At 67.2% G+C, this 15490-nt stretch carries 14 protein-coding genes; 7 read left to right on the forward strand and 7 right to left on the reverse strand.

The window, feature by feature from the left end; all coding sequences use genetic code 11:
- Nucleotides 1–31 precede the first annotated feature (31 nt).
- The 5 genes from DQG15_RS06825 (at nucleotide 32) to DQG15_RS06845 (ending at nucleotide 4317) form a co-directional block, all read left to right on the forward strand.
- The gene (locus DQG15_RS06825) at nucleotides 32–688 is read left to right on the forward strand and encodes a DUF1236 domain-containing protein (protein WP_116083919.1); all 657 of its coding nucleotides are present in this window, start codon (nucleotides 32–34) and stop codon (nucleotides 686–688) included.
- 195 nt (nucleotides 689–883) lie between these two features.
- Nucleotides 884–1330 carry a DUF2852 domain-containing protein gene (locus DQG15_RS06830; protein WP_116083921.1) on the forward strand — a complete coding sequence of 149 codons (447 nt, stop codon included), beginning with the start codon at nucleotides 884–886 and terminating at the stop codon, nucleotides 1328–1330.
- Nucleotides 1331–1403: 73 nt separating this feature from the next.
- Nucleotides 1404–1865 carry an RDD family protein gene (locus DQG15_RS06835; RefSeq protein ID WP_232830751.1) on the forward strand — a complete coding sequence of 154 codons (462 nt, stop codon included), beginning with the start codon at nucleotides 1404–1406 and terminating at the stop codon, nucleotides 1863–1865.
- Nucleotides 1866–2033: 168 nt separating this feature from the next.
- On the forward strand, nucleotides 2034–2879 hold the full coding sequence (locus tag DQG15_RS06840; protein ID WP_116084682.1) for an arginyltransferase: 846 nt from the start codon (nucleotides 2034–2036) through the stop codon (nucleotides 2877–2879).
- A gap of 247 nt (nucleotides 2880–3126) precedes the next feature.
- A complete protein-coding gene (locus tag DQG15_RS06845) occupies nucleotides 3127–4317 on the forward strand; it encodes a DegT/DnrJ/EryC1/StrS aminotransferase family protein (RefSeq protein WP_232830752.1) in 1191 nt (396 codons plus the stop codon).
- Here the strand turns inward: DQG15_RS06845 and DQG15_RS06850 are convergent.
- The gene (locus tag DQG15_RS06850; RefSeq protein WP_116083924.1) at nucleotides 4266–5324 is read right to left on the reverse strand and encodes a LysR family transcriptional regulator; all 1059 of its coding nucleotides are present in this window, start codon (nucleotides 5322–5324) and stop codon (nucleotides 4266–4268) included. The two genes, DQG15_RS06845 and DQG15_RS06850, sit on opposite strands and share 52 nt — an antisense overlap.
- A gap of 147 nt (nucleotides 5325–5471) precedes the next feature.
- Between DQG15_RS06850 and DQG15_RS06855 the strand changes: the two genes are divergently transcribed.
- Nucleotides 5472–6839, forward strand: coding sequence for an aminotransferase (locus tag DQG15_RS06855; protein WP_116083926.1), 1368 nt, complete (start codon nucleotides 5472–5474; stop codon nucleotides 6837–6839).
- Between the two features lie 162 nt (nucleotides 6840–7001).
- Here DQG15_RS06855 and DQG15_RS06860 read toward each other — a convergent pair whose 3' ends face one another.
- From DQG15_RS06860 to DQG15_RS06875, 4 genes are read right to left on the reverse strand one after another with little or no spacing between them, the layout of a single operon-like run.
- Nucleotides 7002–8210 (reverse strand): beta-ketoacyl synthase, encoded by a 1209-nt coding sequence (locus tag DQG15_RS06860; protein WP_116083927.1) that lies wholly within the window; start codon nucleotides 8208–8210, stop codon nucleotides 7002–7004.
- 13 nt (nucleotides 8211–8223) lie between these two features.
- The gene (locus DQG15_RS06865; RefSeq protein WP_116083929.1) at nucleotides 8224–8493 is read right to left on the reverse strand and encodes an acyl carrier protein; all 270 of its coding nucleotides are present in this window, start codon (nucleotides 8491–8493) and stop codon (nucleotides 8224–8226) included.
- A gap of 26 nt (nucleotides 8494–8519) precedes the next feature.
- Complete coding sequence (gene lpxD, locus DQG15_RS06870) at nucleotides 8520–9608, reverse strand: UDP-3-O-(3-hydroxymyristoyl)glucosamine N-acyltransferase (protein WP_116083931.1); 1089 nt, start codon at nucleotides 9606–9608, stop codon at nucleotides 8520–8522.
- Between the two features lie 31 nt (nucleotides 9609–9639).
- Nucleotides 9640–11229, reverse strand: coding sequence for a murein L,D-transpeptidase (locus DQG15_RS06875; RefSeq protein ID WP_116083933.1), 1590 nt, complete (start codon nucleotides 11227–11229; stop codon nucleotides 9640–9642).
- Nucleotides 11230–11643: 414 nt separating this feature from the next.
- Here DQG15_RS06875 and DQG15_RS06880 point away from each other — a divergent pair, with 414 nt between their 5' ends.
- A complete protein-coding gene (locus DQG15_RS06880) occupies nucleotides 11644–12216 on the forward strand; it encodes a DUF882 domain-containing protein (RefSeq protein ID WP_116083934.1) in 573 nt (190 codons plus the stop codon).
- A gap of 135 nt (nucleotides 12217–12351) precedes the next feature.
- Here the strand turns inward: DQG15_RS06880 and DQG15_RS06885 are convergent, their stop codons facing one another.
- Together DQG15_RS06885 and DQG15_RS06890 are read right to left on the reverse strand one after the other, a co-directional pair.
- Nucleotides 12352–14202 (reverse strand): sodium:proton antiporter, encoded by a 1851-nt coding sequence (locus DQG15_RS06885; RefSeq protein ID WP_116083936.1) that lies wholly within the window; start codon nucleotides 14200–14202, stop codon nucleotides 12352–12354.
- A 109-nt stretch (nucleotides 14203–14311) separates the two neighbouring features.
- The gene (locus DQG15_RS06890) at nucleotides 14312–15451 is read right to left on the reverse strand and encodes a deoxyguanosinetriphosphate triphosphohydrolase (protein ID WP_116083937.1); all 1140 of its coding nucleotides are present in this window, start codon (nucleotides 15449–15451) and stop codon (nucleotides 14312–14314) included.
- Between the last annotated feature and the right edge of the window lie 39 nt (nucleotides 15452–15490).

Consider the following 15490-nt stretch of genomic DNA (forward strand, 5'->3'; position numbering starts at 1 on the left):
GTTTCCCAGAGCAGTTCAACAGGAGATCAATATGTCCCTTCGTAAAACGCTTGCCCTGACCACCGCCGCGGTTCTCGCAGCCGGTGCCGTGTCCGCACAGGCCGTCGACGCGACCGCAACCACCGACCTCAACTTCCGTGCCGGTCCCGGACCCGACTACGAGGTTCTGGGCGTGATCGGTGCAAACGACACCGTCGCCGTGAACGGCTGCGTGGAAGCCGCCAACTGGTGTGAGGTCTCCTATGACGGCACGACCGGCTGGGCCTACGGCGAGTATCTCAACGTCCCCGTTGGCTCCGAGACCGTCGCGATCAGCACGCAGCCTGAATCCGTGACCGTCGAGACGATCGAGTACGAAGACACGCGCGCCCAGTCCGCGACCGCAGGCGCCACCGTGGGCGCCACCATCGGCGCGCTGGCCGGTGGCCCTGTCGGCGCCATCGCCGGCGGTGCGCTCGCCGGTGCGGCGCTCGGCGCTGCCGCCGATCCCGGCCCGCAGGTCGTGACCTATGTCAGCGAGAACCCGGTCGATCCGGTCCTGCTCGACGGTGAAGTCGTCGTCGGCGCCGGCATCCCCGATGTCGTCGACCTCTACGATGTGCCCGAGTCCGACTTCCAGTATGTCTACGTGAACGGCCAGCCCGTGATCGTGGACGGTGAGCGCCGGATCGTCCGCATCATCCGGTAATCGCCTCGTCTTCTAGGTGCAGACAGCACCAAAGAGCCCGCCTCCCGACCTTCGGGGGGCGGGTTTTTCTATGCCCGGTGGTGAGTTATACGATTTATGTAAAAAGCATTCACATCGCATCTTGCGGCACGGTCCCAGCCTCCCCATCTGGAATAATGTAAAACGAATTCACATCATCCTGAGGGAGATATCGACATGACCACGACCACCGCTTCCATGCCCCGGCCGAACTGGTTCGTCCGCGGCGAAACCTGGCTCGACGAGCGCGGCAAGGGCGCTTGGATCGCGGCCATGGTGCTCGGTTTCATCGTATTCTGGCCGATCGGCCTTGCCGTCCTTGGCTACATGCTGGTGACCAAGCGCTTTTCCGGATGCCGGGGCCCGCGCGCCCGCACAGGGTTCTCCCGCTTCGCGACCGGCATGACGGGCTCCACGGGCAACGCGGCCTTCGATGCCTACCGCAACGAGACGCTGCGCCGGCTGGAAGACGAGCGGCAGTCCTTCGAGACCTTCCTCGATCGCCTTCGGGAGGCTCGCGATAAGGCCGAGTTCGACCAGTTCATGGAAGAGCGCGCCAAGACCAGCGGCGAGCGTGAGACCAGCGCCGACGACTCCGAGGCGCAGCTCCCCGAGCGGGCCTGATCGCTCCAGCTTCCCCACAGATGGCGGCGCCACGGCGCCGCCTTTTTCCCATCCATCGTTCCACCCCGCGAGAATGACCATGATGAGCCGCACAGTTTTTCCCGGCAGGACCGGCCTGCCAGATCCTGAAGACGAAGCCGAATTCTATGCCGATGTGCCGCTCAAGCGTCTGATCGCCTGGATCGTCGATACCGTTCTCATCGCGATCCTCGTGGTGCTCGGCGTCGTCCTGACGCTGTTCACCGGACTGTTCTTCCTGCCCGTCCTGTGGCTCACGGTGTCCCTCGTCTATCGCGGGCTGACGATCATACGCTTCTCCGCGACGCCGGGCATGCGGCTCATGGGGATCGAACTCATGGACAAGGACGGCGCGCCGCTCTCGCCTATCGAAGCCTGGGCGCATACCGGGATCTATGCCATGTCCGTCGCATTCGTCTTTCCGCAGCTGATTTCCCTTGCCACCATGGCCGCCGCGCCACGGGGCCAATCGCTGACGGACATGCTTCTGGGCACGGCGATGGTGAACCGCAGCTGATCGGACGGAGCGGGCGACAGGAGGGCTGACTGCCCGAGGAACGCCATTCGCATCGCGCATTGGGGCGGAAACTTCCGGAAAATGCCGCCCCTTCTCCCCCTTGGCGAAGCGAAATCGCTGCGCTACCGTCCAGGTCTCTTGCTTCAATCGCCCGGGCCGCCCGCTCCCATGCGCCATACGCTTCCAATCGCGCCGCAGTTCTACGTGACGGCCCCCCAGCCCTGCCCCTATCTCGACGGCCGGATGGAGCGGAAACTGTTCACCGCGCTGCAGGGGGATCAGGCCGAACAGCTCAACGACTCGCTTTCGAAACAGGGCTTCCGGCGCTCACAGAACGTCCTCTACCGCCCCTCCTGTGCCGATTGCATGGCCTGCCTCTCCGCCCGCATCCGGGTGGACGATTTCAAACCCTCGCGCTCGCAGCGCAGGACGCTGAAGCGCAACGGGGACCTCGTGCGCGACCCGGCCTCCCCCTGGGCGACCGAGGAGCAGTTCTCCCTCTTCCGCACCTATCTCGACAGCCGGCATGCCGACGGCGGCATGGCGGACATGGACATCTTCGAATTCGCCGCGATGATCGAGGAGACGCCGGTGCGCAGCCGCGTCGTGCAGTATCGCATGCAGCAGGGCGACCGGCCCCGCGGCACGGCCGATCCACTGACCGCCGTCTGCCTGACCGACATGCTCGATGACGGGCTGAGCATGGTCTACAGCTTCTACGACCCCTCTCTCGCGACGCGGTCCCTCGGCACCTACATCATCCTCGATCATATCGAGATCGCCCGCGCCGCAGGTCTGCCTTACATTTACCTCGGCTACTGGGTCCCCGGCAGCGCGAAAATGGGCTACAAGGCCGGCTTCGACGCTCTCGAGATCTACAAGCACGGCAGTTGGCAGGATATCGGTGATCCCGCGCAGCACAGCAGCGAGACGCATCCTCTCTCGGTCGATCCCATCGCCGAGCAGGTCGCCAACATCACCCTCCCCGGAAGCCGCCCCGCCCCGCGCCGCTGATCGGGCCCGGCGATTGTCGGAACCGCGCGTAAAGCGAAGCGTCGTCGCTCAGAACTGACGGGTCATGCCCGGACAGGCGGACCCTGTTTCCTGCGACGGCCGCACACCGGAAGGGTATCGCCTCCGAACCTCCTCGATCACGGGTCCCCCGAGCCCCTCCTCCTCCACGATTGCAAAAAGTTCATTTTCAGGAAGGCTGAAGATCGGATACACCTTTCCTGAAAAGAAGAGCCGAGGGGCATTCGAGTTGAACCAGCATACCGCCGTCGCCGCACCGAACGTCTATGATGCCGAGCCGATCCCGGCCGAGGCCGAAGCGGAGATTGCCCGCCTCCTCTCCTCGGGGGACCTCTTCCGCTACACCGCGCCGCAGGATGCCCCCGTGGCCCTGCTGGAACGCGAGTTCGCAGCTCTTCTGGGCGCCCGCTTTGCGCTCGCCGTCTCGTCCTGTTCCGCCGCGCTCTTCCTGTCGCTGAAGGCGCTCGACCTGCCTGAGGGCGCCCGCGTCGTGATCCCGGCCTTCACCTTCGGCGCCGTTCCGTCCGCCGTCGTCCACGCCGGCTGCGTGCCCGTGCTCTGCGAGGTCGGCGAGAATTACCGCATCGATCTGGAGGACTTCGAAGCCAGGCTCGATGGCGCGGACGCGATCCTGATTTCCCACATGCGCGGTCACACCTCCGACATGGACCGCATCATGGAGCTCGCCGAGGCGCGCGGCCTGCCCGTCATCGAGGACGCCGCCCATTCTCTCGGCACCACCTGGTCCGGCCGGAACATCGGCACGATCGGCCGGATCGGCTGCTTCTCCTTCCAGTCCTACAAGCTCGTGAATGCCGGCGAAGGCGGCATCCTCGTCACCGACGATCCCGAGCTGATCGCGCGAGCCGTCATCATGTCGGGCGCCTACGAGCAGAACTGGCGCAAGCATGACGTTCTCGAAGAGCCCTTCGCGCGCTGGCAGAACCGCCTGCCGCTCTACAACACGCGGATGGGCAACCTCTCCGCCGCCGTCATACGCCCGCAGCTTCCCCTCGTCGCAGACCGTGTGGCGCGGGGCCGCGCCGGGCACGACCGGGTCGCCGCCGTGCTCAACGAGACAGAGTGGCTTCACGTCCCGGACGCGCTCCCGCAGGAGAAGCGCGCCCCCGATTCGATCCAGTTCAACCTCCTCGGCATGGAGGAGGAGCAGGTCCGCGCCTTCGTTTCCGCCTCGAAGATGCAGGGCGTGCCGGTGCAGGTCTTCGGCCTGAGCGAGGATAATGCCCGCGCCTTCTGGAACTGGCGCTTCCTCCCGGGCGAGGTGCCGGACATGCCTCGCACCCGCGCCATGCTGATGCGCGCGTGCGACGTGCGGCTCCCGGCCCGCCTCACCGATCCCGAGCTCGACTATATCTCCCGGGCGCTCGTCGTCGCAGCCGGCGAGGTCATGGCCGGCTGATCGCCGAGGATCCGCAGTTCCTCGCCCAGCCACGGCATCCGCGACAGGGCCGGCGCCACGATCAGATCGCCGAGCAGGCCCCGCAGCCGCGCGGCGAGCCGCTCCGGCATGTCCTGAAGCACCTCGGCCCGCGCATGGAGGGAGATCCGCCGTGACAGCGGCGGAAACGGCAGCGGCAGAACGTCCACGTCGGGTGCAAAACGGCGCGTGCGCATCAGGCCGAGCGGCGTCAGGATCGTCCAGCCCGCCCCGGCCGCGACGAGCGCCATGATCGCCGTGTAGCTGTCCAGCTCGAAGCGATGCGCCAGCGTCAGGTTCTGCCGCGCCAGATGCGCGCCGATCTGTCGCCCCATCAGGTGCCGCTGGGTATACAGGATGAGCGGAAGCGCCTTCAGAGCCGCCAATGCGTCCCCGCCGTCGGGCACGCTCCCCTTCGGCGCGGCGACGACGAAGGGCTCCTCGATCAGGGGGTGCATCTCCATCCAGTCTGCAGGCGCGCCCAATTCGGCAGCGACGATCACGTCCAGCGCCCGCGATTCCAGAAGATCGAAGAGGCGATGAGAGGCGCCGGTCTCCAGGAGGAACTGGCAATGCGTGAGCTCGTCCGCGATCCCGGCGAGGAGCCGCGGCGTCACCTCCGCCTCGAGATCCTCGATCATCCCGAGCCGCAGGTCCGTCAGATGCGCAAGGCCCGGCACGGCGAGTTCCGCCCGCGCCTGCGCCGCCTCGTTCAGGATCCGCTGAGCGCGCCGGCGAAAGGCCGCGCCCGCGGGCGTCACCGCGACCGGGCGTCGCGCGCGGTCGATCAGGGGCTGGCCGATCGCGGCTTCGAGGGAGGCGAGTTGCTGGCTGACGCCCGAGGGGCTGGTGCCGAGGCGCCGCGCGGCCGCGGTCAGCGATCCCTCCTCGGCCACCGCCGCGAAGACCTCGATCCCCCAGAGCGTGATCCGCCCGGCGGCATCCCGTCCGCCGTGGTCCGCACCGCCCTTCTCCGAACCGCCGCGCATGGGTGCACCTCCTGCCGAACGTCCCCCTCGTCCTGTCGCCCCTCGCCTCGGCGCGGTCAAGCGCGGCGGACGCGGGCGCAGCGGCACCGATTGCGGGCGCCGCGCCCCGGCGCTAGCGTGGCGGCACAGTCAGGGAGACCATGGGCCATGGACGACAAGAGACCAACCGGGTGGGATACCCGCGCCGAGGCGGTGAGCTTCTTCGGCTTCACCGATTTTCCGACCGTGAAGCGCCGGGGCAGCATCGTCTTGACCCACGGTGAAGGCCCCTACGTCTTCGATACCGAGGGCAACCGCTACCTCGACGCGAATTCCGGCCTCTGGAACATGGTGGCAGGCTTCGACCATCCCGGCCTGATCTCCGCCGCGCAGGACGCCTATGCCCGCTTCCCCGGCTACCACGCCTTCTTCGGGCGGATGTCTGACCAGACGGTGATGCTCTCCGAACGGCTTATCGAGCTTGCCCCCTTCGAGCGCGGGCGGGTCTTCTATACCAACAGCGGCTCCGAGGCGAACGACACGCTGGTGAAGATGCTGTGGTTCCTCGGCCGCGCCGAGGGCAAGCCCGAGCGCAAGAAGATCCTGACGCGCAAGAACGCCTATCACGGCGTGACGGTCGTGTCCGCCTCGATGACGGGGAAGCCCTACAACGAGGTGTTCGGCCTGCCGCTGCCCGGCTTCGTCCACCTGACCTGTCCGCATTACTGGCGGGAGGGGATGGAAGGCGAGAGCGAGGCTGAGTTCACCCAGCGTCTGGCGCGGGAGCTCGAGGAGACCATCGCGGCAGAAGGCGCCGACACCATCGCCGCCTTCGTCGCCGAACCGGTTCTCGGCGCGGGCGGCGTCGTGCCTCCGCCCGAGGGCTACTTCCAGGCCATCCAGCCGATCCTGAAGCGTCACGGCATCCCGCTGGTCTCGGACGAGGTGATCTGCGGTTTTGGCCGCACGGGCGCGATCTGGGGCTGCGACACCTACGGCGTCGTGCCGGACGCGATCATCTCATCGAAGGCGCTGACGGCGGGCTTCTTCCCCATGGGCGCCGTGATCCTCGGCCCCGAGCTGGCCGACCGCATGCAGGCCGCTGCCGAGGCGATCGAGGAATTCCCCCACGGGTTCACCGCGTCCGGCCACCCGGTCGGCTGCGCCATCGCACTTGCCGCGATCGATCTGATCGTGGAGGGCGGCCTGATGGACAAGGTGCGCGAGGGCGCACCCCGGCTCGAAGCCAAGCTCGCAGAGGTGGCGGATCGCCCCAATATCGGCGAGCTCCGCGGAATCGGGTACATGTGGGCGCTGGAGGCCGTGGCGGACAAGGCCACAAAGGCGCCCTTCCCGTCCGAACTCTCGGTCAGCGAGCGGATCGCGAATGCCTGCACCGACGAGGGACTGATCTGCCGCCCGCTCGGCCAGTCCATCGTCCTGTGCCCGGCCTTTACCCTGACGGACGCGGAGATGGACGAGATGTGCGCCAAGCTCTCGACCGCCCTCGACAAGGTCTTCGCCGAAGTCGCCTGAGCGACAGGGGGCCGACGGACGGGCAAAGGGGGCGCTGCCCCCGGCACCTCGCGGTGCCTCCCCCGGGGTACTTGCCGGAAAGATGAACGGGCCCTCGCGCCCCGGTTTCATCTTTCCGTCGGGTGCCCCCTCGTCCGGCGAGGCGCGCCCGTCCCCGCGGGATCAGGCGCTGCGAAGAGCGAGGACGGCGTTCAGGCCGCCGAAGGCGAAGGCGTTGGACAGCGCGACGTCGATTTTCGCCTCGCGCGCCTCGTTCGGAACCACGTCGAGGGCGCATTCGGGATCCGGCTCCTCGTAGCCGATCGTCGGCGCGACGATCCCGTCCTTCAGCGCCATGATGCAGGCCAGTAGCTCCACAGCGCCGGTGCCGCCGATGACGTGACCGTGCATCGATTTGGTGGAGGAGATCATCAGGTTGTCCGCATGGGACCCGAACGTGTCGGCCACGGCGGCGCATTCGGTCTTGTCGTTGGCCGAGGTGCCCGTGCCGTGAGCGTTGACGTAGCCGACCGCATCGCCACTGATCCGGGCATCGCGCAGGCAGGCGGCGATCGTCTGGGCCGCCCCCTTGCGGGAGGGCATGACGATGTCGGTGGCATCGGACGTCATGGCGAAGCCGATGACCTCGGCGAGGATCTCAGCGCCGCGGGCGCGGGCATGCTCCATTTCCTCGAAGACGAAGATCGCGGCCCCTTCGCCCTGCACCATCCCATTGCGATTGGCACTGAAGGGGCGGCAGGCGTCGCGGGACATGACCCTGAGGCCCTCCCATGCCTTGATCCCGCCGAAGGAGAGCATCGCCTCGGACCCGCCCGTCACCATCACACGCGACGCGCCGGACCGCACGAGGTGGAAGGCCTGCCCCATCGCGTGGTTCGAGGAGGAGCAGGCGGTGGCGACGGTGTAGGTCGGTCCGCGGAGGTTGTACTCCATAGAGATATGCGACGCGCCGGCATTGTTCATCAGCTTCGGTACGACGAAGGGATGGACGCGGTTCTTCCCCTCCTCGTACACGGTGCGGTAATTCTCGTCCCAGGTGTTCACGCCGCCGCCCGCCGTGCCGAGGACCACCCCCGCTTCCATCGCCAGATCGCCGATGAAGGTCAGGCCGGACTGGCCGATGGCCTGCCGCGCCGCGAGGAGGGAGAACTGGGTGAAGCGGTCGTAAAGCGCGATCTGCTGGCGATTGAAATGCTCGTCGGGGTCGTACTCCGTGACCTGCCCGCCGATGCGCACATTCAGGCGATCAATGTCCCGCACGTTGATCGGACCGATGCCGCACCGCCCCTCGGCCATGGCGGAGAGGGTCGACGGGACATCCTGACCCAGGGCATTGATCGTGCCGGCCCCCGTGATGACGACGCGCTTCATTGGTGAGGTGCCATCACGCCGGGTGCTGCTGCGCGACGAGCTGGCGCACCGCCGCTACGATGGAGGCCACCGAGGAGATGTCGAACGCGCTGCTCTGGGGCTCGTTGGCATTGAAGGGGACCTGGATATCGAAGGTTTCCTCGATCGCGAAGATACTCTCGACGAGGCCGAGGCTGTCGATGCCCAGATCCTCGAGCGTCATGTCCATGCGGACATCGCCCGGCTCTAGGACGGCCTGCTCTGCAATGATCTCCGCCACCCTGGTTTCGATGTCGTCCGTCATGCGTATCCCTTCCCGGTCGGCCCCATTTAATTGCCCGGCCCGCGCTTTGAAAGACCGTCCTTGAGTGCTGCGACATCCCGGAAGAGCCGCGGCAGCCGGCGGAGGGCCTTGTAGCTCTCGATGGACGCCTCCATCCGCATCGCGGGATTGCCGAGCATCACCCGTCCCGCCGCCTGATCGGTGCGCAGAAGCGTGCCGGCGCCGGCGATCACGTCATCCCCGATCTTCAGGTGATCGGTGATGCCGACCTGGCCGCCCATCACGCAGCGATCCCCCAGGACCGTCGAGCCGGCGATGCCGGTCTGGCCGCAGAGGAGACAATCCGAGCCGACCCGGACGTTGTGACCGACCTGCACGAGGTTGTCGATCTTGGTCCCGGATCCGATCTCGGTGTCCGCGATGGTGCCACGATCGATGCAGGAATTCGCGCCGATCTCGACGTCGTCCCCGATCACGACAGCGCCGAGGGAATGGATGCGGGCATAGGCGGACTGGGCGCGGCCCTGCCGGTCCCCGAGGGAGGCGCGAACGGCCTCCACCGCGCCTGGCTCCGGCGTCACGAAGGAAAAGCCGTCCCCACCGATGACTGCGCCGGGCTGGGCGACGAACCGATCCCCAATGCGGCAGCGCGCGCCGATGCGCACACCGTCCAGGATCAGCGCGTCCGCCCCCACCCGGGCCTCTGCGCCAATGGAGACATGCGCCCCGAGCCGCGCATTCGGGCCGATCCGGGCGCCCGGCCCGATGACGCAGAAGGGCCCGATGGCGGCGCCCTCGGCAATCTCGGCGGCCGGGTCCACGACGGCGCTGGGATGGACCCCGGGCGCGATTGCGGGGCCGTCGTCCAGCAATTGCGTAAGGCCGGCCATGGCGTAGCGCGGGCGCGGCACGAGAATGGCGGCCTCCAGCCCCAGCGCCCGCCAGTCCTGCCCCTCTGCGAGCATCGCCGCACGTGTTCCGGGCGCGAGACTTGCGGCATAGGCGGGGGACATCGCAAGCGCGAGACGATCCGGGGTCGCCGCCTGCGGCTCGGCCGCACCGGCAACGCGAAGGTCCGTCCTGCCCTCGGCCCGGGCGCCGATGGCGGCGGCGATCTCGGCGATGCTGTATCTCATGTCAGCCCCTCTCGCGACGCGGGGCCGAGTACTAACCCCGCCCGGCCGTCACTTCCACCCCGGCGGCGCGCAGGGCCTCCCAGAGTTCGGCGTCACGACCGTACACGTCGCCGCGGTAGGCCATCCGGCCCTTCGGCTGGCTGACCGCGGTGCGGTAGATCAGGTGCACTGGCACCGGCGCGTCGAGGTTGACCCGCGTTTCGGAGCCGGTCCGCAGGTGGCTCTGGAACAGGCCCCGCGGATCGCCGCTCTGTTTCGCAAGGAGTGCATAGGCGAAGTCGAACGGATCGCTGAGCCGCACGCAGCCATGGGAGAACGCCCTTTTCTCCCGGCTGAACAGGGACTTGGAAGGCGTGTCGTGCAGATAGATGTTGTACCTGTTGGGGAACATGAACTTCACGAGGCCGAGCGCATTGTTCTGCGACGGCGGCTGGCGCATGGAGAACGGGAAGCTCGACTGGCTGTAGGCGGCGAAATTGATCGCGCTGCGCGGAACGGTCCGCCCCCGGCTGTCCACCACCTCCAGATGCGAGACCGCGTTGGGGTTCCGCTGCATCATCGGAAGGTATTCCTTCGTCGTGATGGAGCGCGGAATGTACCAGGTCGGATTGATGACCATGTGGTCCATCACGTCCGAGAATTCCGGCGTCTGCCGGTCGGAATTGTTCGCGCCAACGACGGAGCGCGTCTCGAACGTCACCTTGCCGTCATCGAGGATGCGCGCGGTAAAGTCGGTGATGTTGACGAGGATGTGCCGCTCTCCGCGATCCCGCGGCAGCCAGCGCTCGCGCTCCATGGCGACCGTTACCTGCGCCAGCCGCTGCTCCGGGGAGACGTTGAGCGCCGCCAGCGTCGAAGGTCCGGCCACGCCGTCCGTCGCGATTCCGTGGTCCCGCTGGAACTGCTGCACGGCCGATACGAGGGCCGCGTCGTAATCCGGAGATGCTGTCCGCTCCAGGTATCCCATGCGGATCAGTCGATTGCGCAGGGCGACGACACGGCCGCCGCTCTGGCCCGCTTCGAGCTTCTCGCCCTCGACCGCTGGCCCCCAACCACCCGCGGCGGTGACGCGGACAAGGCGCTGCGCCTCGGCCATCAGGCGCGTGTATTCAGGTGTCCGGGGAGCGAGACCGGCCAGAAACGCGTCCGGATCGCCCGTCGCCGCGAAGGCCTCGAGCATCTCGGCGGCATCGGGACGCGCGATCTCGCGCTTGATGCCGGGGACGACCTTGCCCGGTTCGAGCGCACCCGACGAGATGTCCCGCCCGAAATCGACCAGCATGCGGGCCGCCATCATCTCGACGCGGCCGCGATCCCGATCGCTCTTCACAGAGCGGAACGCGGCGATCAGTTCATCGGGATCGTAGCGGGACGTCGGCAGGCCGTGAGCGCCCGCCTTGGAAAGGGCCGAGAGCAGAGCCTGGCGCCGCGCCTCGTCCTCACGTCCTGTAAAGATCGGTGCGTAATCCCGATTGCGATAGGCCTCCCCCACCGCATCGGCCCCAAGCGCGCGCTCCGCGACCGATTGGCGGAAGGCGGAGATCTGAGCCTGTGCGGGAATCGCGCCGACAGCGGCGGCGGCAAGGCAGATGGCGGAAAGGGTCCGTCGTGCGGCGTTCATCGAAGATATCCCGATCGGCGCCGCGCGGGGACGCGGGCGGGTGAGTTTTGGCCAATCTTTGCCGGGGGCCGGGCGGTGTCCAGTCACGCAGCGCTCGCGGAAACGTCACCTCGGATGCCGGAACAAGGAAAAACGCCCCTTTTTCGCCTCCATATCAATGCCTTAGCTGCTTACAGACCCCCCTCCGGGGATGTTGCGCAAGAGGCTCACTTGGCGCAAATCGTTGAAAACGATCAATTAAGGTCACGGTCTTGGCAGAATCCCGCCGAAAGCGGAGACGCTCACGGAACCCGCGCGATTCCGTTATTGGTCCGGTAACCATCCTGTGGCATCAATCCCGGGCATCTGGGAATAAGTGGACACAGGCCGCCACCATAGAGCGGCCCCCACGAGGCAACGGGACAGAAGCGAAACATGACTGATTCACGCACATCGGGCGCCCTTTCGCGGCGCGGTCTTCTTGCGGCCTTCGCCGCCACGGCCGTCGCATCGGCGCCCACCTATTCGAACGCCTTCGGCTTCCTCCGGGGCGCCGGGGACATCCGGCGGCTGAAGATGTACAACGGCCGGACCGGCGAGAAGCTCGATACGATCTACTGGATCGAGGGCGACTACATCAAAGATGCCAAGGTCGAGATCGACCACTTCTTCCGCGACTGGCGCCGCAACGAGGTGAAAGCCGTCGATTTCCGCACGCTGGACATCATGGCCGCCTCCCACAACCTGCTCGAGTGCAACGAGCCCTACATGCTGCTCTCCGGCTACCGCTCTCCGGCCACCAACGCGATGCTCGCCAGCCGCTCCGGTGGCGTCGCGAGCAAGTCGCTGCACATGAAGGCGCAAGCTGCGGACCTCCGCCTCGACACGCGCTCGGTGAACCAGATCGCGAAGGCGGCCCAGGCCTGCCGCGCCGGCGGCGTCGGCAAGTACTACGGCTCGAACTTCGTGCACATGGATTGCGGCAGCGTGCGGACGTGGGGCGGCTGATCAGCCTCTCTCCTCAGCACGATCCGTTCAAAAGCGCGCCCCAATCGGGCGCGTTTTTCGTTTCCGGGCAGGCAGGATCCGAGGGGACCCGGTGAGACGAGGGCGGGCCCGGGATCGGCCCGCCCTGCTCCGCTCCTATTCAGCCGCCTCGGACGTATCCGCGTCGTTCTGCGGCGTCTCCTCCTCCGGTGGCACGAGCGCCACGAGGCGTGTGCCCTCCGGCGAACGGAACTCGTCTTCGGGCCCGGTGAGGATTCGCAGATCGCCGCCCGGCAAGATCCGAGCCAAGGGGATGCCGCCCGGATAATGGGCTGACCAGTCGTCCACCGTGAATTCCTCTGTCAGGCGCGTGACGCGGAAACTCCAGCCCTCCGCGATCAGGGCGTTGACCTCGGTATAGGTCCGCCCCCCGGCGATGGTCTGCCCGCCCAGCGTCGCGGGGAGTGCATGGCGAGTGCTTTCCTGCTTCACGCGGCGAAGCTGGAAGATGAACTCCCGCCCCAGCTCCGGTCCCATGTCGGTGGTAACGAGGGTGTTGTAGGCGTCGTTGTCCGTTGCCGCGATCCAGATGCCGTAGCTGGCGATCTCAACCGAGTATTCGGCGCTTTCGGAGAGGATGTCCCCGAAAAAGGTCGGCAGTCCCGCGGCGCGGGCGCCCCGCAGACGGGCGCGGTTCGGGTCGGCAATGAGAACCGGCACGTCCGCCTTCTTCAGCGCCTCGGCGAACCCGACGGAAAAGGCAGAGCCACCGATCAGCGCGACTCCCACGGTCTCACCGCCTGCAAGTCCGAGCCAGCGCGCGACAGGGCGGAGCGTGAAGCCGTGAAGCACCACAGTCGCGGCAACGAGGGCGAAGGCGAGCGGACCGATCCGCGCGCCGTCCTCGAATCCGAGCTCAGACAGACGTTCGCCGAAGAGCCCTGCGACCGCCACCAGGACCACGCCCCGCGGCCCGGTGAACGCGACGAGGATCCTTTCCTTCATCGGGATCGGCGTCTTCAGGAGCGAAACCAGGACCGTGAGCGGTCGCGCGACGAAGATCACCACCGCGATCAGGGCCGCCGCGCGCCAGTCGAGAAGCGAGAGGGCCGAAAATTCGAGATTCGCGGCCAGGAGGATGAAGACACCCGAGACGAGCAGGATCGTCGCGTGCTCCTTGAACCGACGCATCTCGGTGTAGCTCGCGAGATTCGCATTCGCGACCACCACGCCCATCACTGTCACCGCCAGAAGACCGCTCTCATGCAGGATGAAATCGGACAGTCCGAAGGCGATGAGCAGGAAGGCAAAGAGCACCGGTACCTTCATGAACTCGGGCACGAACCCGCGCTTGAAGGCGAAAGCGAGGATCCAGCCGGTCATGGCACCGAGGATGCAGGCCACGCCGATGCCGAGGGCGAGGTCCCATGCCGCCACGCCGAAGCTCTCCGCCGTGTCGAGAACGACGACCAGTTCCAGAGCGAGCACGGCCGCAAGCGCGCCGATCGGATCGTTGACGATGGCTTCCCATTGCAAGAGCTGCGCCGGGCGCCGTGCAAGTCGGGCCGTCCGGAGAAGGGGCGCGATCACGGTCGGCCCTGTCACGATCATGATTCCGCCGAAGACCGAGGACGCCGCCCAGCCGAGGCCGGCGACATAGTGCAGCGCGAGCGTGGAGAGCAGCCATCCGAGCGGCGCGCCGATCATGACGAGCCGCCGGACGCCAAGCGCGGCATCCCGCAGCGAATGGATGTTCAGCGTCAGACCGCCCTCGAAGAGGATGATGGCGACGGCGATGGCCACCATGGGCTGCATCAGCGGTCCGATATCCCGCTCCGGGTCGAACACGCCGAAGACCGGCCCGATGAGCAGGCCGGCCAGCAGCATCAGCACGATTGCCGGGAGACGCAGGCGCCACGCGATCCACTGAGCTCCGACCCCGAGCGCGCCCACGAGGGCAAAGGCCATGATCGGCGCCATCGCCGCCTCTGATAACGTTCCGTGCATCCTGCCCTGATCCTGCGACTGGCTTCTGACCATTCGTCCTAGCGCAGAGTGGCCGTGCAATACAGGCCGTTCGTCCGTCCATGGCCAGCCGGACGCAACCCGGGAGACGCTAGCCCGCCTGCCGCTCGTGTTCCTGCAAGGCGAAGCGGTCGGTCATCCCCGCGATATAGTCGGCGACGAGACGCGCCCGCACCGCGGGGTCGCTGTCCCCCTCCCCAAGGCCCGCGCGCCATTCGATCGGCAGGAGAGTGGGATCGTCCAGAAAGCGCGGGAAAAGATCCTCGATCACCTGCGTCACCCGCGCCCGTTCGCGCATGACGGAGGGCGCGCGGTACATCCGGGTGAAGAGGAAGGCGCGGATCTCGTCGATCCGGGCGCGCATCTCGTCGGAGAACAGGATCACGGGGCGGCCGGCATGGCGCACCTCCACCACGCTCTGCGGATCCACCTCCGCGAGACGGGCGCGGGAGGTCTCGATCAGGTCCGTGACCATCATTCCGAAGACCCGGCGCAGGGCCTCGTTCCGCCGCCGCGCCACGGGAAGCCCCGGCCAGCGCGAATCGACTTCGTCATAAGCGGGCGCAAGAAGCGGCAGGGCCGCCAGCTCTGCATCGGTAAACAGCCCGGCGCGGAGGCCATCCTGCAGGTCGTGGTTGTTGTAGGCAACGTCATCGGACAGCGCCGCGACCTGTGCCTCGGCGCTCGCATGGGTCTCGAGCTCGAGCGGATGAATCGCGTCGTACTCGGCCAGCGCCATCGGCAAGGGGGGCAGCACGGGACCGTTGTGCTTGGCAATCCCTTCCAGCGTCTCCCAGGTCAGGTTCAGCCCGTCGAACTCGGCGTAATGGCATTCGAGCCGGGTCACAATCCTGATCGCCTGCGCGTTGTGATCGAACCCGCCATACGGCGCCATGAGCGCCGCCAGCGCATCCTCCCCGGTATGTCCGAACGGCGTGTGGCCGAGGTCATGCGCGAGGGCGACCGCTTCGGTCAGCTCCCCGTTCAGACCGAGCGCCCCGGCGATCGTCCGCGCCACCTGGGCGACCTCGATCGAATGCGTCAGGCGCGTGCGAAAGTGATCGCCCTCATGCTCGACGAAGACCTGGGTCTTGTGTTTCAGCCGCCGGAACGCGCTGGAATGGATGATCCGGTCCCGATCCCTCTGAAAACAGGAGCGATGCGCGCTCCCTCCTTCGTCGTAAAGCCGCCCGCGGCTGTCGCCCGGGCGGGATGCGTATGGCTGCAGCATGTCCCTGCCTTGTTGCCTTGTCCCGCCCGCCATATATTC

Source organism: Tropicimonas sp. IMCC34011 (genome assembly GCF_003390865.1).
Classification (GTDB): Bacteria; Pseudomonadota; Alphaproteobacteria; order Rhodobacterales; family Rhodobacteraceae; genus Tropicimonas_B.